This window comes from Pseudoalteromonas sp. APM04, from assembly GCF_022809815.1.
Taxonomy (GTDB): domain Bacteria; phylum Pseudomonadota; class Gammaproteobacteria; order Enterobacterales; family Alteromonadaceae; genus Pseudoalteromonas; species Pseudoalteromonas marina.
The window spans coordinates 1858442-1879650 of sequence record NZ_CP094441.1; the positions used below are offsets into that span (position 1 = coordinate 1858442).

Below are 21209 nucleotides of genomic sequence, written 5' to 3' on the forward strand. Positions count from 1 at the left end.
ACTACTGATTCTGTAATTCTTCAAGTTCTTCCCATCGCTCAAAAGCGGCTTCAAGGTCAGACTCAAGTTGTGCTAAATGGTTCAATGCTTTGGTTGTTATGTCACTGTCTTGTTTAAAAAAGTCAGGATCGCCTACCACATTTTGCTGGGCTTCTACGTCAGCTTCAAGTTGCTCCATTTTATTAGGCAACTGCTCTAATTCAAGTTTTAATTTGTAAGAAAGCTTATTCGTTTTAGCGGCTGGCTTTGCAGCAGGGGTCGGTTGCTTTTCTACTTTTTTTGCAGCTGGTTGAACAGCTTGTTTTTCTTGTTCTGCTAAATAACTTACATAAGCTTCATAGTCACTATAACCGCCGACTATATCTGTCACTTTTCCGTTACCTTCAAATGCCCATACACTAGAGCATGTATTATCGATAAATTCACGGTCATGGCTTACAATAATCACTGTACCTTGATACTGATTAATAATGTCTTCTAACAGCTCAAGTGTTTCAATGTCTAAATCATTGGTTGGCTCATCCAATACCAGGATATTCGATGGTTTTAAAAATAGCTTAGCAAGTAATAATCGGTTTTTTTCGCCGCCAGATAAGGCCTTAACGGGTGTTCTAGCGCGCGCAGGTGGAAACAAAAAGTCTTGTAAATAACCTAATACATGACGAGAGCGCCCACCCATCATGACTTCTTGCTTACCTTCTGCAACATTGTCTTGTACTGTTGCTTCTTCGTCTAACTTTTCACGGTATTGATCAAAGTAAGCAAATTCTAGATTAACACCCTGCTTAGTTTCACCGCTGTCAGGTGCTAAGTCACCAAACATTAGTTTTAATAGTGTTGTTTTACCCACACCATTAGGACCGACTAAACCGATACGGTCGCCACGCATAACTAAAGTAGAAAAATCGCTTACAATCGTTTTCTCTTTAAAAGCATGAGATAAATGCTTAGCTTCAAAAACTAATTTACCTGAGCGGTCTGCAGTTTCAATATTGAAATCTGTTTTACCAACTTGATCAACTCGTTGCTTGCGCTCATTACGTAATTGTTTTAATTCACGAACACGGCCTTCATTACGAGTTCTCCGGGCTTTTACTCCCTGACGGATCCACGCTTCTTCTTCAGCTAATCGTTTATCAAAGAGTGCATTTTGACTTTCTTCTACTTTTAAGTCATGCGCTTTTTGTTCTAGATAAGTGGCGTAGTCACCTGGATATGAAATAAGTTTGCCGCGGTCTAAATCCAAAATACGTGTAGCAATTGCACGAATAAACGCACGATCGTGAGATATAAATACAATCCCACCTTTAAAGTCTTTTAAGAACTGCTCTAACCACATCACACTTGTCATATCTAAGTGGTTTGTTGGTTCGTCTAATAGCAACAAGTCTGGCTCACTAACTAATGCACGTGCCAGTGCAACCTTACGTAACCATCCACCTGAAAGCGATTCAAGTTTCGCATCAGGTGACAGCTCAAGCTTAGTTAATACTAATTGAATACGACTATCGAAGCGCCAGCCATCAGCGGCTTCTAGCTTATTAGATAAGCGCTCAAGTTTATTTAATAATTGATCGGTACATTCAGTTTGCAGTTCATTACTCACATGGTGATAATCGATAAGTAAATTAGCAATTTCTGGCATACCTTGGGCAACATAATCAAATACGGTACCGCTGGCCCCTTTAGGTGGATCTTGTTCAAGACGAGAGATCTTTAAACCACCGAGCTGGTTTATTTCACCATCATCCAATATTACTTGGCCGTCTAATACTTTTAACAGCGTTGATTTACCTGCGCCGTTACGCCCCACAATACAAACTCGCTCACCACTTTCAATAACAGCATCTGCGTTGTTAAGTAACGCATGTGTACCAAAGGCAAGCTGTGCTTTCGAAATTCTTATTAAATCCATAATTCTACAATGCTCTTAATCTGCCAGTGCTAAAAATATTTGCACTTGTTCTGCAGTAAAAGGCCAAAACAATTGTTGGCCATGTTCATTTTTTAAAACAGGAATACTTACCTGATATTGCGCAATAAGCTGTTTGTCAGCCATTATGTCTGTTAACAATAAACTGCCTTCGCTCATTAATAACGGTGTTATTAGTGCGTGGGCTTGTTCACATAAATGACACCCTTCCGTATGGTATAAAGTCCACTTAGCCATGGGTAATTAACCAGCTGTTATGAATTTTTTTATTACGCTTAAAGTCTGGTGAGAGTGTTTTCTCAGAAATATTAACGGCTTTTAAACCTAAACCAATCAATCCAACTTCATCCATAACAAAGCCACGTTTGTTGTTAGAAAAAATCAATGTTCCAGACGGGCTAAGAATTTTTTTAACCCAAGTAAGTAACTTAATGTGATCGCTCTGAACATCAAACGCATCTTTCATTCGCTTTGAATTTGAAAATGTTGGCGGGTCAAGAAAGATTAAATCATATTGCGCAGTCGCATGCTCTAGCCATTTAAGGCAATCTGCTTGCTCAAAACGGTAACGCGTGTTGCTAATATTATTTAAATCAAAATTATCTTGGCCCCATTTTAAATAGGTTTTGGATAAATCAACTGTGGTTATAGCCTTTGCCCCACCAATGGCTGCATGAACTGATGCACTTCCTGTGTAGGCAAATAAATTTAAAAAACGTTTGTCCTTGGCATTTTCTTGAATGTAGCGACGAACCAAACGATGATCTAAAAATAACCCCGTGTCTAGATAATCAAATAAATTAACCTTAAATTTAGCACCAAACTCTTCAACAACCATCGTTCTATTTTGCTTAGCCATAGGGGTGTATTGCTCTTCACCTTTTTGCTTTTTGCGAACTTTTACGGCTATGTTTTCAGGTGCTATGTTTAGTTGTTGCGCTGTTAAGCTAATGACGTCCTGAAGGCGCTTATCAGATACTTTTTCATCTATTTCTTTCGGTGCCGCGTACTCAAAAATTACAGCGCTGTCGTTATATACATCAACCGCTACATTATATTCTGGAATATCAGCATCATAAACGCGATACGCGTCGACTATGTTTTGCTTTAACCAATTTTTAAGGCCTTGTTTATTTTTTTTAAGACGGTTAGCAAACGACATTGAACCTTCATAATTAAGGGCTTTTTTGTCATCAGTCGTCAAGCTGACTTGCTTGTCATCTAGTTGATATAAGTTAAGCTCTACATCTAATGGACCATTTTTAAATTTATAACGTTTTAATTTAACAAGCTTTAAAAGTTTAAATAAACTCTCATCCATGCCCAATAACGCCAGTTTCCAATGGTTAAAATGCTTTTTAAAGCCAACACCTAAATTACGGTGTAAATCAACTAACTCAGCCATAGAGCCAATACGTTCACCATAAGGCAAATTTGAAATAACCACACCTGGTAATTTAGCTACTGCGGTTAACTTGGTTGCATCGCTTTGCTTAAATTTAATTATGTCATCAAGCTCTGCACGCTTTGCATTATCAATGGCTTTACTTAATACTTGAGCATCGTAGTCGTGGCCTATTAGCCAAAGTTTCGGATCGGTTATATTCGCAAGTAGTTCTTCTTTTAGCGCTTTAAATTTTGCCACTCTAAAACTAGGTAAACGTTCAAAAGCAAAACCTTCACGAAACAAACCTGGCGCTTCATTACGTGCCATACCTGCGGCTTCTATTAAAATAGTACCCGCACCACAACAAGGGTCAAACAGAGGTTGTTTAACGTTATCTAGCCATCCGCTGCGTTTAATAATTGCAGCCGCTAAATGCTCTTTTATTGGCGCTTTACCTTGTCCCTGTCTGTAGCCACGTTCAGATAGTCTTGGCCCTGAGTAGTCAATATATAAAGAAACACCGTGACGATTTAAACGTGCAACAACACGAACATTGGCATCCTGTTTATCAACATTAGGGCGTTGCTCATACAAATCATTAAAGTAGTCAACAATTGCATCTTTAATTACTAAACCAGAAAACTGTGTATTCTTTAACGAATCATTAGTACCGTTAAAATCTACAGCAAATGTTTGCGTTGGGCCAAACCATTCTTGCCAAGGTTGAAAACGAGCAAATTTATACAAGCTATCTTTATCATTAACGCCTTCTTTTTCTTCGATAAGCATAAGCACACGCGTTGCAAAACGGCTTGATAAACAAACCTTTTGCGCCAGTAATGAGTCAGCCTCAAAACGAACAGAACCAACAGTTTGCTTAGACACAGCAGCGCCAAGTTCTGTTAACTCATCAACCAATAAATTTTCGATTCCGATAGAAGTAAGTGCGATAAATTGCAAAGTAGTAACCCTTAATAGCTAATTGCGCAGGATTATACCATAGGTTGAGGGACAAACACGCCATAACACATGCTTAATAGCGTAAATTACTTAGGCAGTTTTAAATTTAAGTTGCTGAGTTAAGATAGGATGAACGCGATTATTTAAAATTTTGATAGCTTCAAATTGAGCAAGAGATAAATTTTCGTCTAATTGAAAATTCTCGCTTAAATTTAAGCAAACCGAGGCATCACTGCAGTGATCGACAATCAAAAAGTCGCCCGTTTGCGCCTTAGAGACTAATTTAACGACTGCTTCAACACTTGGTTGGCTGCCGGTATATTCATTAAAAAACCAGCTTTTTGCTAGCACGGGTTTTAAATGAAACTTAACCGCTGTAGCATTTAATGCTATTTGACATATTTGTGCACCAGACCAGATTTCAAACCCGTCCAGATAATTATAAACTTGTTCGTAAAATGCAGCATCTTCTAAGCTAAAGTTAGGGTTTTTGATAACTAAATCTGTTAACTGCCTTATTTTATAAGGAGTGCAAAGCTGCATTTCATCGTTCAAATCAAGTAATAAACGATTTTTATTAGGACAAGCAATCCACTGCCATTGCTTTGATGCTTGTAACATTTGCTCCTCCTTGTGGGCTATATTAAAAATAGTATCAGTTCAAAGTATAACTGCTTTTGACCATTTTATACATAAATGCTTAGAACATTTATCGAACGATCAAAAGCTTAGATAACTGATCCTTATAAGCCGTTTACGATCGATTTTACCAATTCAGGGCCTTTGTAAATAAAACCTGTATAAACCTGTACTAAACTAGCACCCGCATTAAGCTTCTCTTTAGCTGAATTAGCATCATCAATTCCGCCAACACCAATAATAGGTAACTCGCCTTTTGTTAATCGTCTTAATTCACTTACTACTTCTGTAGAGCGTGTTCTTACAGGGTGTCCTGATAAACCACCGGCCTCATCAGCATACTGCTGACCGATCACATCACTTCGTTCTAGTGTTGTATTAGTTGCAATTACCCCGTCAATTTTATTGTTTAGCAGTGATTCACTTACCTGTTCGATTTGAATAGGATCGAGATCCGGGGCAATTTTAACAAGCATCGGAACTTGCTTATTATGTTTTGAAATTAAATCTAGCTGCTCATTTTTAAGACTTTGCAATAAATCATCAAGTGCAGCACCGTATTGTAAATCTCTCAGGCCGGGTGTGTTTGGTGAAGAAATATTCACGGTAATATAAGAGGCATGCTCAAAAACTTTTCTCATACAGTGTATGTAATCGTCTTTACCTTGCTCATTAGGGGTATCTTTATTTTTACCTATATTAATACCTAATATGCCGTTGTACTTTGCTGCTTTTACATTACTAATTAAATTATCAACACCTTTATTATTAAAACCCATACGATTAATAATAGCGTTTGATTCTGGCAATCTAAATATACGGGGTTTATCGTTACCTGCTTGCGGGCGAGGTGTAACAGTACCAACCTCTATAAAACCAAAACCCATTTGGCTAAATGCATCTATGCACTCTGCATTTTTATCTAAACCTGCTGCTAACCCAACCGGATTTTTAAATTCAAGACCTAGAAAGTTAACGGGCTTATTTGCTACAGATTGCGACCATGCGGCACTCAAAGGCGTGTTAGCAAAACGGCTTAAATTATTAAGAGCAAATTCATGTGCCCACTCCGCATCACGGGTAAACATAAAACGGCGAGCTAAATCGTAAAACATGAATATATTCCTCTTTAAATTACAGACAAAAAAATACCTCAGTCAAGGCTGAGGTATTATATAACATTTTTATTAATTAGCTTATTACTTAGTTAATAAATAATGCGCGTAATTATTTTATTTTGCTGGTGTATCACAATTGTGACTCAATAGCATTAGTTCACGCAATGCCACTGAGAACTTGGCAAAATCATGACTTTGCGAAGTTTTAAATTCAGCCAGCATTTGCTTCCAACGAGTAAGTAATAATTCCTGCTTATCCATCCACTCATCAATTTGGTAATCAACGTCTTTTTCATCTGCTTCAAAGCTATTTAAAACAACCTGAGCCAATGTTCGTTGCTGCCAATCTAACTCTTCACGATAAGATGAACGGGCCAACGCTTGCCAATGGTTAGCAACAGGTTGGTTAGTTATTTGATCTAAGAACCAATGTAAGCCCATTCTTGCACCAAGCTTAAAGTAAGTATTAGACACCATAGCAATGCCTCTACGCGAATTATTAGCAATTTCTGCTAGGTCCATCACCGAGAACAAGCTAGATAATGAAACGATGCGCTTAGCTATATCTAATGGTACTCCACTATCTGTTAACTTAGTTGCAGCTTCATCTATGCGAGCACTTTCCTTTTCAACGATATAAGTGTTCAAGTTATCACTCAAATCACTAAATGTTGGTGAGAAGTACTCAATACCTTGCTCAATCGTTTGTGATTTATTGCGATGACGCAAGAACCAACGAGTTGCTCTGCGAACAGTTCTACGAAGCTGATAAAGCATTTCTGTTTGTACAGCCGCTGGAATTTTATTATCTAAAGCGCTGATTGATGACCACGTATCACGCATTTCAAAAATTTCACTGGCAATTGAGTAACACATTGCAATTTCAGATTCGATAGCACCTGTTTCTTCGTGCATACGAACCATGAAATTTAAGCCCATGTCATTAACAATATTATTAGCAAGTTTGGTCGCTATAATTTCTTTACGAAGTGGGTGATTATTCATGGCATCATTAAATTTCTCACGTAGTGGGCGTGGGAATGATTTAACAAGTAATTGGCGATAATACGGGTTTTCTGTAATTTCATCCGTTACAAGCGAATCTTTTAACACCATTTTAGCGTATGAAACCAATACTGATAACTCAGGACGCGTTAGATCTTTGCCTGATGCTGCTCGCTCTGCTAACTCTTCATCACTTGGAATAAACTCTATAGCACGGTCTAATTTGCCATCTTTCTCAAGGGCATGAATAAAGCGAATTTTTTCCTTAAGTGTCGATGTACCACGAGATTGCGTGATTGAAATTGTATGTGTTTGACGATAACAGTCTTTCAATACCAGCTCTGACACTTCATCAGTCATAGAATAAAGCAGTTCATCACGTTGTTTAAGTGTTAAATCACCTTCAGCAACTAAACCATTAAGTAAAATTTTAATGTTTACTTCATTATCTGAACAAGCAACGCCGCCAACGTTATCAATAAAGTCAGTATTTACGCGTCCGCCTTGTTCAGCAAATTCTATGCGTCCAAGTTGCGTAGCACCTAGGTTACCACCCTCACCTAGTACTTTAGCACCCAATTCTTTACCGTTTATACGTAGCGCGTCGTTTGCACGGTCGCCAACGTCAGCATCGGACTCTTTTGTGTGCTTGATGTATGTACCAATACCACCATTCCAGAGCAAATCAAATTCCATCATTAATGATGCTTTCATCAACTCGTTAGGTGTCATGCTTGCTTTTTTTGTACCCAGCATTTTTTTCATTTCTGGGCTAAGGGTAATCGATTTTGCAGCTCGAGAGAAAATACCACCGCCGGCTGAAATAAGGTCTTTGTTGTAGTCTTCCCACGAAGAACGAGGCATATTAAATAAACGTTCACGCTCTACATACGATTTTGAGGCATCAGGATTAGGGTCTACAAATATATGCATATGGTTAAATGCAACTTGTAAACGAATGTGCTTAGACAGCAACATGCCATTACCAAATACGTCTCCCGCCATATCGCCAATGGCAACGACTGTAAAATCAGTAGTTTGACAGTCAATATCCATCTCACGGAAGTGACGCTTAACAGACTCCCATGCACCTTTAGCGGTTATGCCCATTTTTTTATGGTCGTAACCTACAGAACCACCCGATGCAAAGGCATCACCAAGCCAAAAGTTGTACTCATTTGCAATACCGTTAGCTATATCAGAAAACGTTGCTGTTCCTTTATCGGCAGCCACTACTAAATAGGCATCATCTTCATCATGACGAACAACATTACTTGCTGGCACTATTTCACCACGTGCAATATTGTCAGTGATATCTAATAAACCTCTAATAAAGATTTTATAACACTCTTGGCCTTCTTTAATAAAAGCATCGCGCTCTGATGGTAGCTGCTTACATACAAATCCACCTTTAGAACCAACAGGTACAATTACAGTGTTTTTAACTTGTTGCGCTTTAACTAAGCCCAAAACTTCTGTTCGAAAATCTTCACGACGGTCTGACCAACGTAGTCCACCGCGAGCTACCTTACCAAAGCGTAAATGTACGCCTTCAACACGAGGCGAATAAACAAATATTTCAAAAGCAGGTAACGGTAACGGTACGTCAGGAATCAAACTAGGCTGTATTTTAAATGATACGTATGATTTAAATTGGTTCTGAGCATCTTTTTGGTAGTAGTTAGTGCGCAGCGTAGCCACAATCATATCTACGTATAAACGTATAATGCGGTCATCATCAAGATTGGCTACGTTTTCAAGCTCAAGGTAAATTTGTGCTATTAACTTGTCCAATGTTTTAGAACTCGCAGGGCTCTTCACAGAAAAACGTTTAGCGAATAAATTAACGATTTGAGACGCAATATGTGGGTAGTTAGCAAACGTACTTTCAATATATGTTTGAGAAAAAGTAACACCAATTTGGCGCATGTATTTAGCATAAGCACGCAAAATAGAGGCTTCACGACCCGTTAAGCCGCCCATTAGCACTAAACGGTTAAAACCGTCATTTTCTAAACGGTTATTCCATACATTGGTTAAAGCCGCACGAAAACGAGCAGACACCTTATCAAAATCATCCATCCCTTTACTGTCAATCAGCATAGAGAAATCCATAATCCAGTTAATTCGGCCATCACTAGTTTTAACCGAGTAAGGTGTTTCACCTATTACACGTAAACCAAAGTTTTCTAGCATTGGCATTACATCTGATAAATGAATTGGCTCATCTTTATGAAATAAGCTCAAACGAACAATATTTGTATTCGCCTCTTCTTGAGGGCGATAAAAAAGCATCTCAAGTTTATTTTCTTCACTTAATAGCTCAAGTTTTTCAATATCAACTACTGCGGCACTCGGTAACACTTCATCTTTGTATGAACGGGCGAACGCGTTACAATATTTACGATTTAAATCATTTCCACGCGCTTCACCTGCAGACTCTAAAAGCGCAGATTGTAGTTTGTCTTCCCAAGTACGGGCAGCTTCTATTAAATTATTTTCGATGTCTTTCACATTAAATTCGATATTGTTGTCAGTCACACGAACAGTGTAATGAGTACGTGCTAGTGTTGACTCGGAGAAGTAAGTGGTAAATTCGACTTTTTCGTCAGAATTAAATGCATTGCCTAAAATATCTTGAGTTTCCCTGCGCAGGGCTGTGTTGTAGCGCTCGCGAGGAACATAAACCATACAAGAGAAAAAACGACCATAAGCATCTTTTCGCACAAATAAGCGACACATATCACGCTCTTGCACTTGTAATACACCGGTTGCAACTTCAAGTAACTCATTTTCGCGTGCTTGTACTAATTCATCACGCGGGTAAGTTTCTAAAATATTTAATACCGCTTTGTAAGCGTGTGTGCCTTTTGCAAAATCACACATATCCATTATGCGAGTAATTTTGCTTTTTAAAACAGGAACATCAGCAGCACTATTATTATAAAAATTAGATGAAAATAAACCAATAAAACGGTCTTCACCAATAACATTCCCTTCATCATCAAAACGTTTTACACCAACGTAATCAATATAAGCGGGACGATGAACACGAGACTGTGAATTAGTTTTAGTTAATATCAATAAATTACTGCTGCGCGCTTCCTGACGAGCTACCTCAGGTAACTCAGAAAGCAAGCGAGTATGCTCTTCAGTAGAGTTTTTTAACAACCCTAAACTTGTATCCATTTTACCTTTAAGCTGATAATCCCCCTGAACAGGACTTAACTCGTATTCACGATAGCCCATAAGGGTGAAATTATCGCTAACTAGCCAATCTAAAAATTCAACGGTTTCTGCCACTTCACTTTTATTTTTGCCGTGGCGGCGCTTAGGTAGCTCTTTACTTACTTCAATTAGTTTTTTTCTTATTGGCTGCCAGTCTTCAACAGCAACAGACACATCAACAAGTACGGATTCTAATTCTTTTTTGAAAGACTCAATGGCAGACGAATCTGTTTGGCGGTCAATTTCTATGAAAAAAACTGTTTTTGTAGATGTAGATTCTTGCTCTGCTTTTAAATTAGATAAGCCTGAGATTTTAGCGTTGTCATCGCGTTGAATTTTAAGTGGGCTATGAAGTAATAAGTGAGAGGCTATATTTTCACGAGTCATGGCCATACGAACAGAATCAACTAAAAACGGCATATCTTTAGCAATAATTTCTACTATGGTATGTGATGACTGCCAGCCATCTTTTGCCACTTCGGGGTTGAAAACGCGAATAACGGCGTCGTCAGTAGTATTTTTTTCTAGCGAATTCCAAAGGCTGAGTGCAGCACCGTATAAGTCACTGTCGTTTCGATTTGCCAAATCCTCTTTAGACATATTGCTGTACAAGGCTTTGGCGAATTTCTCAACGAGTAACACATTATCAGCGTGAACTTTTTTCTGGATAAGCTTACAGACATTATCTAGGATAACCGAGGCTTGGCCTTCATTTCGTGTCATTGTATGTTCCTTAATCTATTACTGCTCAAGAGCAGGAATTTGTACAGCCATTTATTAGTGTGGAGTCAGATAAATTCTAACCCTTTTACAGCTAATAAACAGCTTTTTCGATGAAAACATTTCAAGCTTTTCAGCTATTTGGTCATCTATTCACAAATTATAGATATAAATGGCCAATAGTGGCCATTTAGGAGCAATATTATTCACATTATTTTTTCTGGTCGGTCCACAGAAGACTTCCAATTGCAGGTAATAACAGCACTGCACCTAACATATTCACTAAAAACATGAAGGTAAGAAGTATTCCCATATCAACTTGGAATTTCAAATCAGAAAAAATCCATGTGCTTACACCAATGGCGAGAGTAATACCGGTAAATAGTACCGCACTACCGCGTTCAATGAGTGCATTACGATAAGCAATCGACAATGGTACATTTTGTTTAAGCTGCCCCATCATCGACGAAAGTATATAAATACCGTAATCCACACCAATACCTACACCTAGGGCAATAACTGGTAAGGTTGATACTGTTAGGCCAATTTCTAGCTGTACCATTAACGCTTGTGCAAGCGTTGATACTATATAAAGCGGTAACACCACTGCAATAGTCGCTTTTACGCTTCTAAAACTCAGTAAGCATAATGCAATAACAGCACCGTATACATATAGCATCATTGGTATTTGAGCCTCAGACACCGACTCGTTTGTAGCGGCCATTACGCCGACAGGACCAGACGCTAATTTAAAGGCAAGCTTTTCTGTCCCTTCTTCATTTGCGAACTGTTTAACGCTTGCAATAACGCGGTCGATAGTCTGCGCTTTGTGATCATCTAAAAAGATAATAACAGGCATCACAGAACAATCACCGTTCAGTAAACCCGTGCTTGTTTCAACACGTGCAGTTGACTGCACTAATGAAGCCGAATTACGCGGCAAGCTCTGCCATTTTAAATTACCTTCGTTGTAACCCGCATTAACAGACTGAGCAACCGAACTTAAACTAACTGCAGATTGAACACCTGCAACATTTTCAACTTTGTATTGAAAACGGCTAATGCGCTCCATTACATCATATTCTGTACATGCTGCTGGGTAAGCTTCAACTATCACTTTTAAAATATCTGATGAAATAGTGTACCTGTCCGATATTAAAAAAGTATCCTGATTATAGCGAGCATCTTGATGAAGTGACGGAGCACCTGCATGCAAATCACCTATCCGCATTTTATCAGCTTGCCAGTAACCCAAAGCAAATAAAACAAGCGTAAAGCCAATAATGATTTTAGCTGCTTTAGGATCGGTTGCTTTTACCAATAAATCCCTAATTTTATCAAGCATATTTGGCTTGTTAGCGTCACCTGATTGAATATGAATGCTATTTTCAAATTGCATGTATGAAGCCCAAACAGGCAATAAAATTAAGTTAGTGAATATAATAACCGCAACACCTAAGCTAGCAGTAATTGCAAGCTCACGGATAATACCTATATCAATCGTCAACAAAGTTAAAAAGCCAACAGTGTCTGATAAAAGAGCAATACCACCTGGAATTAAAAGCGCTCTAAAACTTGATTGACAGCAAACTCGCGTACTTTTCCCTTCGCTTACTTTTTTACCTATCGCGTTTATCATTTGTACGCCATGGCTCACACCAATAGCAAATACTAAAAATGGAACTAATATCGACATTGGATCAAGTCCAAAGCCAAGGCTTGAAAGCAACCCTAACTGCCATGCAACCGCAATGATCGAGCATGCAATGGGTAAGATTGTAAGCTTTAAGCTTCCACAGAACAGCCAAACCATAATAAATGTGAAGGCTATGGCAATTGCAAAAAATAACACAACGCCTTTAGCCCCTTCTGCAATATCACCAGCCATCTTTGCAAAACCGATAATATGAATACTTACTTTATCGGTACTCAGAGGCTCTCTTAACTCTGATTCGAGCTTTTCTGCAAAGGCTAACGTGTCTAACTTTTCTTGCGTTTGTGGGTCAGTTTCTAATAATTGCGCTGTTACCATTGCACACGAATAGTCGCTTGCAATCATACGACCAACAACTTTTGCTTTTTCTATATTTTCTTTAACAACGGCTAAGCCACGTTCGTTTGCCTTAAAGTTTGCAGGAATAATTGGGCCACCGGCAAAACCATCCTCAACCACTTCGACAAATCGGGCGCTAGGAGCAAATATAGAGTTTACGAGCGGTCTGTTTACACCGGGTATAAAATAAAGCTGATCATGAACAGCTTTTAACTGAGTAAAAAATTCTGGATTGAATATGTTACCACTGTCATCACACACTGAAATTAAAATACTATTCGCACCACCAAACTGCTTTTCATGCTTGGTATACACTTTCATGTATTCGTGATTTAAAGGGATATTTTTATTAAATGAAGCATCTAGTTGAATGTGCGTGGCTTTAAAAATAAGCAAACAAGTAATAATTGCAAAACTTATAAGCACAACTAAGCGATGTCTAAAAATCGCTTTTTCTATAAAATCTAAAATAGTATGCATTAAGGGGTCAACTCCTTCACTTTAATGCCATCTTCAGTAGCCATTACCAATTTATTATTTTTAATCACACCATCAAGTATCGCTTTACCATCGGCAAGTTGCTCATGAGTTAATAAACCATCCTGTAAGTGAAAAATCACCCCGCTATTTGCTAGCATTAACCACTGTTTGTTATTGTAATTAATAATGCTGTTTACAGTAGCAGCTTTAGTACTTTCAAGGTGAAGCCACTCTTCTTCATCACGCTGCTTGCTGAATACATTACCTCTAAGCCCTGCGACTACTTCTTGAGAATTATCTGAATTAAAAGCGAAGAAAGAACCTGGGTATATTTCTTCAAGACGCAGCCAAGTTTTACCGTTATCTGTGCTTCTCGCTAGTAAGCCCATCTCACCAACAAGCATTAAGCCTTCAGAAGTTTGTTCAATTCGATTAAAATGTGGCAGGATTGATGCTGTTTCGGCCTCGTATCCTTCAGGATCATTGTTTTTTAAGTCGTTTAAATAATCTCTGTCTTCACTGAACAATAGAGAATCTAAAAATCGTTTTTCCCACTGTTTACCACCATCGGTGGTATGGTAAAACATGCCATACGCACCCACGGCAAAGCCTTCTAATTTATCTTTAAATAAAATATCTAAACACGGCTTATCTAAAGAAGGCTTAGCCTGTTGTAATTGCCAATTATTACCACCATCAACAGTGTTAATAATTGTGGCATCGTGCCCACATGCCCAACCGTTGTTTTCATCACTAAAATCAACAGCGGTTAATAACACTTGCGTAGGCACTAATTCTGCTTGTTGCCACATTTCACCATTTGTACTTTTTATAACTGTGCCATGTTTACCTACAGCAACTAATTCATTACCTGTATTGATAATGTCAGTTAATAGTGTTTTTTGTGCATTAGGCGCACTAATTGCGTTTTTTGGTGTATCTTGAGCAAAACTCGCACCGCTTATAATCAGGCTGGCACATACCAAATACTTCATAAATTTTAATCGCCTTGAACTGAAAGGAGTGTTTGTCTTTGTAAACGAGGAAAGTTTTTGCGTTGAAAGACAAACGCGATGAGAAAGGAAAAAAGCACCTAACTTAAAATTAGGTGCCTAGTTTTAATTTATCTACCTGCGCGACGTAATGCGCTAGATGTAAATTCATTATCATTAAATGATTTTGAAAAATCGTACATTTTTTCTTGGTTATCTAAACCAATTGCTAAATAACGACGTGAATTCAAATCATGATAAACTTCTAATGTACTCCACTGAGTAGGTACTTCGTAGTAGTTAAGCCCGTAAGCCATTGCTACACGATAAAGCTGATCACGGTTATCGTAAATGTCTGTTACCGTTACCTGCCAGCTATCTTCATCTATATAAAACACACGTTTTTTATAAATGTGACGCGTATCATCTTTAAGGTTAGCCTCTACTACCCACACACGGTGCTTTTCATAACGAGTATGCTCAGGATTGATGTGGCCAGGCTTTAAAATGTCATCATACTCTAGCTTGTCACTATGAAGCTTGTAACTATTGTACGGAACATAAAGCTCTTGCTTACCTTTAAGCGTCCAGTTGTAACGGTTTGGTGAGCCATTGAACATATCAAAGTCATCAGTAGTACGTAAGCTATCTGCTGCAGTACCCGGTGCGTCATAAGCAACATTTGGTGCACGGCGAACACGACGCTGACCAGAATTATATGTCCATGCTTGGCGTGGCGTTAATATTTGGTCCATAGTTTCATGCACTAGTAACGCAGTACCCGCAAGACGTGCCGGTTGAGTAACACTCTGTTTAAACTTAAATAATATGTTTGAGTCTTGCAGCTCGGCAGGTGTAGCACTTGGATCAGAATATTTAACAAGTAGCTGTTCATCAAAACCAACATAGTTGTAAGAACCTGATGCTGTAGGTGCAGCTTGTCCACCAAAACGTTCGATTGACTCACCTCTAAAACGTAATAAATGGTTCCAAATTGCTTCTAAACCTGTTTTAGGGATGGGAAATGGAATACCAATAGCCGTATTTTTAATTCCGTTTCCGCCTTCAATCAATTCGGCAGTAGGCGCAAACTCTTTAGTTGCATCATAAACAAACTGAGGATATGAGGCCGAACGGCGTGTCTCATACACTGGCATTTTGAATGTGTCTGGATACGCTTCAAACAAAGCAATTTGGCCTGGGCTCAAGTTAGCTTTATATTTATCGATGTTTGATTTATCAATAGTGAAAAGCACTTTATCACTTGAAAAAGGGTCTAGGTGATGCATGCCAACTTCGTACCCTGCAGGAGCTGCAGTAATACCATTGTTCCATGCTGGAATTGAGCCGTCAGCGTTACCTCCTTTTTCGGCGCCCATTGGCGTTAAATCTTGACCTAAACGCGCTACTTCTTCAGCTGATAGTTTTGCTAAAGTAGCATTACTTGCAAACAAGCTAGCAAAAGCTGCTGCAATGAGGGTAGGTTTTTTAAGCATAATAATGTTACCCCTAAATAGAATATTTTAAATTGAAAGAAACGTAATCGCGGTCTGAGAAGGTGTTTACACCACCACCGCCCCAAAATGAGTTGTAGCTCACGTCAAGTGACCACGCATTTTGGTAGTTAAAGTTCATAGTAGCACCTAATGACTTACGATCTTCAATGAACAAGAACATCGGATCAGGTGTGTTACCATTTACGTCATGTGAAAATACAAAGCGAGGTGAAAAGTTGATACCGTTGTAAAGGTTAAAATAGTCACCCTTAGCAATTAGTCGGTAACCCCACGATGAACCCGTTGCAAACGACTTTTCTTCAGGACCATTTGAAAGACCTAAATGCAACGTTGAGTAATCTGTTGTACCTGGGCCAGTGATAACACCACTTCGACCAGTACCTGACACATTTAAACGCATTTCATCGTAATCTGGCATATCGTGAATTTTAACGGCGCCCACTTCACCTACCACAGCCCAACTGTCAGCTCCTAATGACGGGCCAAATAAATGCGTTGCAGTAAACTGAATTTGTGAGGTATCACGTTCAATATAACCTTTTGCAACTTCACCTGGACCTACAGAACTGATTGCATCACCAATACTCATTTGCGAAATACCGGCAAAATCAGGACGAATACCAGCAACAGCTAGCTGTTCAGGCATTGCTGTGTAAAGTAATTCTACATCATCAATTTGCAGAGGCTCGTCTTGTCTAAAAGCAAATTCACCGGCAAACGCAGTCTCGCCAATAGTCGTATTAAAGCTCACACCATAAAGTTTTATATCTTCAGGGTATTCATTCTCAGCTTTAGAAAATGCAACTAAGTCAGCAACATTATCATCAGTGATTTCTGTTGTAGAAATCATTGCTAAATCTTGTGCAATGGCAGCTTGAGAAAAATTAGATACACGCCCTGAAATAAGAGGACGACGGCTGTGGTAATTTACGTGGTAAAGCGCAATTTCAGTGTCATTCCACTCGGGTAAAAATATGCCTAATCGTAAACCATATTGACCACCATCATCTGGTTCAGTTTTACCGTTACTACCTTTACCTTTAAGTGCAACCTTGGTTGGGTGCGCTAGGTACATATTAGCTAGTAGAGCTTGGCCTTCTGCACTTGTAGGATCAATCCCCTGAGCCGCAGCTACTTGAGCATAGGTTGCAGTTAAGTTATTTAAACTTTCAGTTAAAAATGCAACATCTATATCAGGGTTAGACGTAAAGCCTAGCTGAACGTTTTGTTGGTAACCATTTTCTGCTGCAAAGTCATTGGTAGAAAAATAAGTACCTGCAGCTGGCAAGCGAGTCTCATGCCATTGGTACTGATAAAAACCTTCTAGGGTGATGTTATCAGTAATACCCAATGATGCCCAAAGCATACCAACAGGAATAAATGCTTCTTTAAGCTCTGCGCCTGGCGCTTTCAATCTATCGATATCTACAGGGTTAACATTTATACCATGAGATATAAGCGTGCTTTCTCCCCAGTTAACAACTTGTTGACCAAGACGAACTGAAAGTGGGTTTTTGCCGTCGTTTAAATCAAAGTCAGCCCACACAAACGCATCTAATAAGCGAATATCTGCACAGCTTTGTTCTTTTGTATCTTCATCATCACAAGGATCTACGCTTTGACCTGATGTAGGGTTTGCATAGGCAAAGTCACCATCCATCAAAGCAAAGTCATAAAAGTACATAAAACGAGTAAATAGACCGTAGTTATCTTTGTTTATTGAAAGGTCATGTGTTCCCTTTAACAGTTTGGAAAATGAATCACCGCTGTCAAAGTTAAGATTACCTGCGTCACCATTATTTGAATACGATCCAGGCTGTGCCCAAACATCTTGTGAAGAATAAATAGTATTTAAGGCTGGGTTGTAACCAGTCCAATCAAAAGCAGGGTTATTACTTTTACCTATTAAGCTAAAGTCTCTATCTTCTACACGAATACTTTGGCCGTAAGAAAAAGTTGAATCGAAGGTTATATCAAACCCTCCGGCGTCAAATGTTACAGCCTGTGAACTTGCTGTAGTTAAAGCTAAACTAGCGGCTGCTAAACCTATAGCGATTTTGTTTTTAACAAAAAGCGATCTTCTTATCATTGTGGTTCCCCCCTGTCGCGGGTCATATTGTGTGATCAAGTTATTGTTTTTAGTGTAATCGTAACGATAGAAGCGAATTGTATAAATTACAAATAGTCGCATTCAATCTGTCATATATATAGTGTGTCAGCTGACGTTTACGTATTGGTAAGACGTCATACCAGATAATTTATACACGTTATTTAACAATAGAACAAATTGAAATTAACAAAAAGACAATATTTTTATGGTTTTATAACATAAAAATAGCGCTCTAAGCCACTCGTTCAATACGAATAAATTTATTTTCAGGGGTGAGTAACATTCTAAAACGCCCTCTGACACCTAAACTTGTAACAAACGGTCTTAAATGATCGGCAGAAAACCGAATTGACTTCCCACCCTCTTCAACCACTTGCACAGAACTATATCGACCGTGGTAGTAATCCATACAGTCGTTATAGCTCAATCTTAAATTAAAGTAATATTCAAGCATTTAATTAAGCGCTTTTTCAACCTTCTCGAATAAGTCGTCACTTAGTCCATCTAAATTAGATAAACGTTCTAATTGCGTTTTCATAAGTGCTGAACGTGTTTTATCATAACGTTTCCAAGACATAAACGGTGTTAGCATTCTTGACGCATTTTGTGGATTTATTGCATTCAGCTTAACAAGTAAATCACCAAGCAATTCATATCCTTGCCCGTCAGCACGGTGAAATTGCTGAGTGTTAAAGTAGCTAAAACTCCCCACTAAAGCACGGACTCTATTGGGGTTAGAAAAATCAAAACTTGGGTGCTCATATAATGACTTAATATTAAAAATAGCATCTTCACCTGTTTGCATTGCTTGAAGCGCAAACCACTTATCCATAACAAGTACATCATGTCGCCATTGACTATCAAAGTGCGACAATAAATCATCACAAAGTGGATGAGAGGCTTTTACCACAGCGCTAAGTGCACCCAATACATTGGTCATATTTGACGAGCTAGCAGCTAGCTTAATAAATTTATCTGTTTGTTTGCTCGGCACCTTTGCAAGATAATGCAGGCAAATTTGCTGTAGTGAGCGCACAGCAACCGCTTCGGCGCTTATGCTGCCATCGTCATGTAATGAAGCAAAACATGCGATAAGCTCATCATTAAGGCTTGTGGCAATTTGTATTTCGAACTGTGCTAGAACACGAATAATTTCATCAACAGGAATAATTTCAAATTCTGCGGCTAAAGTGTCAAAGCTAGGTAATTTTAATAACTCTGCAATTAACGCTAAATCGCCTTGTTTTGAAACAATTAAAACACGCAAGGCTTCAATTATCTCGTCACTTAATTGAAATTGTGTATCTGAGTTAACTGCTGCTTTTACTGCTTTTATGAACAATTGTTGCTGCGCATCCCAACGTGAAAAATCACTTCGTGCAAAACGCATAATATGCAAAAGCTCTAGCTCAGTTGTTTGTTGAGTTAGAATACACGGAGCAGAAAAGTCTTCTAACAACACAGCAACGGGTTTACAAGTCACATTCTCAAAAGTATAACTCTGCTTTTTATCGGTAACATTAAGCACATTACTAACTTTTAAACCTTTGTACTGTAACTCGATACTATTGCCAGATTCGTCCAACAACTCAATAGCAAACGGGATGTGCAACGGTTTGTTATCGGGCTGATTAATCGGTGCTTTTTGCTCTATGGTTAGTGTGTAGGTGTTTGAGGCACTGTCGTAATGCTCTATAGCATTCAAACGAGGTGTGCCCGCCTGACTATACCAACGCTTAAACTGCCCTAGATTAACACCCGATGCGTCACTCATAGCACTGACAAAGTCGTCACACGTAACTGCTTGGCCGTCATGACGTTTAAAGTAAAGCGCCATCCCTTTTTGAAAGTTAACCTCACCAAGCAAGGTGTGCATCATTCTTATTACTTCAGCACCCTTGTCGTATACTGTTACGGTATAAAAGTTATTCATTTCAATAACTTTTTCGGGTCGAATAGGATGCGCCATAGGCCCTGCGTCTTCACTGAACTGATGCGTACGCATCACCTTAACAGCATCAATGCGGTTGAGTGCACGCGATCCAAGATCACTACTAAACTCTTGGTCTCTAAATACAGTTAGCCCCTCTTTAAGTGATAACTGAAACCAATCTCTGCACGTAACACGATTACCAGTCCAATTGTGAAAGTATTCATGACCTACTATAGACTCAATAGTATGGTAATCTTTATCCGTTGCTGTTTCTTGATTGGCCAAAACACATTTACTGTTAAATATATTTAAGCCTTTGTTTTCCATTGCACCCATATTAAAGAAATCTACGGCTACAATCATGTATATATCAAGGTCATATTCTAAATTAAAACGCTCCTCATCCCATTGCATAGATTTTTTAAGTGATTGCATCGCATGCGGTGTTTTAGGCAAATTACCCTTATCTACAAATAATGCTAAATCAATTTTTCGGCCACTTTTAGTTGTATAGGTATCGTTTAATACATCAAAATCACCAGCAATTAATGCAAATAAATAGCTTGGTTTTTTAAATGGGTCTTGCCATTTAGAAAAATGACGGCCGTCAGGTGTCTCACCTTTGTCAATTTGGTTACCATTAGACAATAAATGCGTGTATCTTGAATCAGCAATAATAGTCACATCAAACGTAGACAACACATCAGGACGATCCATGTAATATGTTATCTTTCTGAAGCCCTGTGCCTCACACTGTGTACAATAGGCTCCACCAGATAAGTAAAGACCTTCTAAAGATGTATTTGTCTCAGGAGATATCTCGGTCACAATACGTAATTTACAACGTTCTGGTAAGTTATTAATAATTAGCTGTTCATCAACAACGCTATAATCTGTTATCTCAATCGCATCTATCGATAAGGACGTTAAACGTAAATCTATGCCATCTAGTATTAGAGGTGATTGATTATCACCAACACGCGTTAACGTCAGTACGCTTGTTACCGTTGTATTTGTAGGCTGAAGATCAAACGTTAAGTCTGTGTGGTCTATTAAAAAATTTGGTGCTTTATAGTCTTTGAGATATTGAGCTTGAGGTTTTTTTGAGTCGGTCATAATTACTCCAAAAAAAGC

General features: G+C 38.6%; 12 protein-coding genes. All 12 read right to left on the bottom strand.

What is annotated here, in order from left to right:
* Position 1 precedes the first annotated feature (1 nt).
* Positions 2–1915 carry an ABC transporter ATP-binding protein gene (locus tag MTP24_RS08710; protein ID WP_039037086.1) on the bottom strand — a complete coding sequence of 638 codons (1914 nt, stop codon included), beginning with the start codon at positions 1913–1915 and terminating at the stop codon, positions 2–4.
* Between the two features lie 15 nt (positions 1916–1930).
* A complete protein-coding gene (locus MTP24_RS08715; RefSeq protein ID WP_243530617.1) occupies positions 1931–2170 on the bottom strand; it encodes a glutaredoxin family protein in 240 nt (79 codons plus the stop codon).
* A complete protein-coding gene (rlmKL, locus tag MTP24_RS08720; RefSeq protein WP_243530620.1) occupies positions 2163–4280 on the bottom strand; it encodes a bifunctional 23S rRNA (guanine(2069)-N(7))-methyltransferase RlmK/23S rRNA (guanine(2445)-N(2))-methyltransferase RlmL in 2118 nt (705 codons plus the stop codon). The genes MTP24_RS08715 and rlmKL overlap by 8 nt, the downstream gene beginning before the upstream one ends.
* A 90-nt stretch (positions 4281–4370) precedes the next feature.
* Complete coding sequence (locus MTP24_RS08725; protein ID WP_243530624.1) at positions 4371–4901, bottom strand: cell division protein ZapC; 531 nt, start codon at positions 4899–4901, stop codon at positions 4371–4373.
* Positions 4902–5023: 122 nt separating this feature from the next.
* Complete coding sequence (gene pyrD / locus MTP24_RS08730; RefSeq protein ID WP_243530626.1) at positions 5024–6034, bottom strand: quinone-dependent dihydroorotate dehydrogenase; 1011 nt, start codon at positions 6032–6034, stop codon at positions 5024–5026.
* Positions 6035–6151: 117 nt separating this feature from the next.
* Positions 6152–10993: an NAD-glutamate dehydrogenase gene (locus MTP24_RS08735; RefSeq protein WP_243530628.1), complete on the bottom strand. Its 4842-nt coding sequence runs from the start codon at positions 10991–10993 to the stop codon at positions 6152–6154.
* A gap of 208 nt (positions 10994–11201) precedes the next feature.
* The gene (locus tag MTP24_RS08740) at positions 11202–13523 is read right to left on the bottom strand and encodes an MMPL family transporter (protein WP_039037092.1); all 2322 of its coding nucleotides are present in this window, start codon (positions 13521–13523) and stop codon (positions 11202–11204) included.
* Positions 13523–14518 (bottom strand): YCF48-related protein, encoded by a 996-nt coding sequence (locus MTP24_RS08745; protein ID WP_058428827.1) that lies wholly within the window; start codon positions 14516–14518, stop codon positions 13523–13525. The genes MTP24_RS08740 and MTP24_RS08745 overlap by 1 nt, the downstream gene beginning before the upstream one ends.
* 128 nt (positions 14519–14646) lie before the next feature.
* Entirely contained in the window at positions 14647–16011 is a 1365-nt protein-coding gene (locus MTP24_RS08750) for a DUF1329 domain-containing protein (protein WP_243530631.1), read from the bottom strand.
* 13 nt (positions 16012–16024) lie between these two features.
* Complete coding sequence (locus tag MTP24_RS08755; RefSeq protein ID WP_243530635.1) at positions 16025–18121, bottom strand: DUF1302 domain-containing protein; 2097 nt, start codon at positions 18119–18121, stop codon at positions 16025–16027.
* Positions 18122–18374: 253 nt separating this feature from the next.
* Complete coding sequence (locus tag MTP24_RS08760; protein WP_008127316.1) at positions 18375–18596, bottom strand: DUF2835 domain-containing protein; 222 nt, start codon at positions 18594–18596, stop codon at positions 18375–18377.
* Entirely contained in the window at positions 18597–21191 is a 2595-nt protein-coding gene (gene pepN, locus MTP24_RS08765; protein ID WP_243530638.1) for an aminopeptidase N, read from the bottom strand.
* Positions 21192–21209: the final 18 nt, after the last annotated feature.

What these genes read in the sequence shown, in the direction of transcription:
- MTP24_RS08735 (WP_243530628.1), bottom strand. Translation starts at nt 10,993, where the DNA reads ATGACACGAAATGAAGGCCAAGCCTCGGTTATCCTAGATAATGTCTGT.
- MTP24_RS08715 (WP_243530617.1), bottom strand. Translation starts at nt 2,170, where the DNA reads ATGGCTAAGTGGACTTTATACCATACGGAAGGGTGTCATTTATGTGAA.
- MTP24_RS08755 (WP_243530635.1), bottom strand. Translation starts at nt 18,121, where the DNA reads ATGATAAGAAGATCGCTTTTTGTTAAAAACAAAATCGCTATAGGTTTA.
- MTP24_RS08760 (WP_008127316.1), bottom strand. Translation starts at nt 18,596, where the DNA reads ATGCTTGAATATTACTTTAATTTAAGATTGAGCTATAACGACTGTATG.
- MTP24_RS08750 (WP_243530631.1), bottom strand. Translation starts at nt 16,011, where the DNA reads ATGCTTAAAAAACCTACCCTCATTGCAGCAGCTTTTGCTAGCTTGTTT.
- MTP24_RS08740 (WP_039037092.1), bottom strand. Translation starts at nt 13,523, where the DNA reads ATGCATACTATTTTAGATTTTATAGAAAAAGCGATTTTTAGACATCGC.
- pepN (WP_243530638.1), bottom strand. Translation starts at nt 21,191, where the DNA reads ATGACCGACTCAAAAAAACCTCAAGCTCAATATCTCAAAGACTATAAA.
- MTP24_RS08745 (WP_058428827.1), bottom strand. Translation starts at nt 14,518, where the DNA reads ATGAAGTATTTGGTATGTGCCAGCCTGATTATAAGCGGTGCGAGTTTT.
- pyrD (WP_243530626.1), bottom strand. Translation starts at nt 6,034, where the DNA reads ATGTTTTACGATTTAGCTCGCCGTTTTATGTTTACCCGTGATGCGGAG.
- MTP24_RS08710 (WP_039037086.1), bottom strand. Translation starts at nt 1,915, where the DNA reads ATGGATTTAATAAGAATTTCGAAAGCACAGCTTGCCTTTGGTACACAT.
- MTP24_RS08725 (WP_243530624.1), bottom strand. Translation starts at nt 4,901, where the DNA reads ATGTTACAAGCATCAAAGCAATGGCAGTGGATTGCTTGTCCTAATAAA.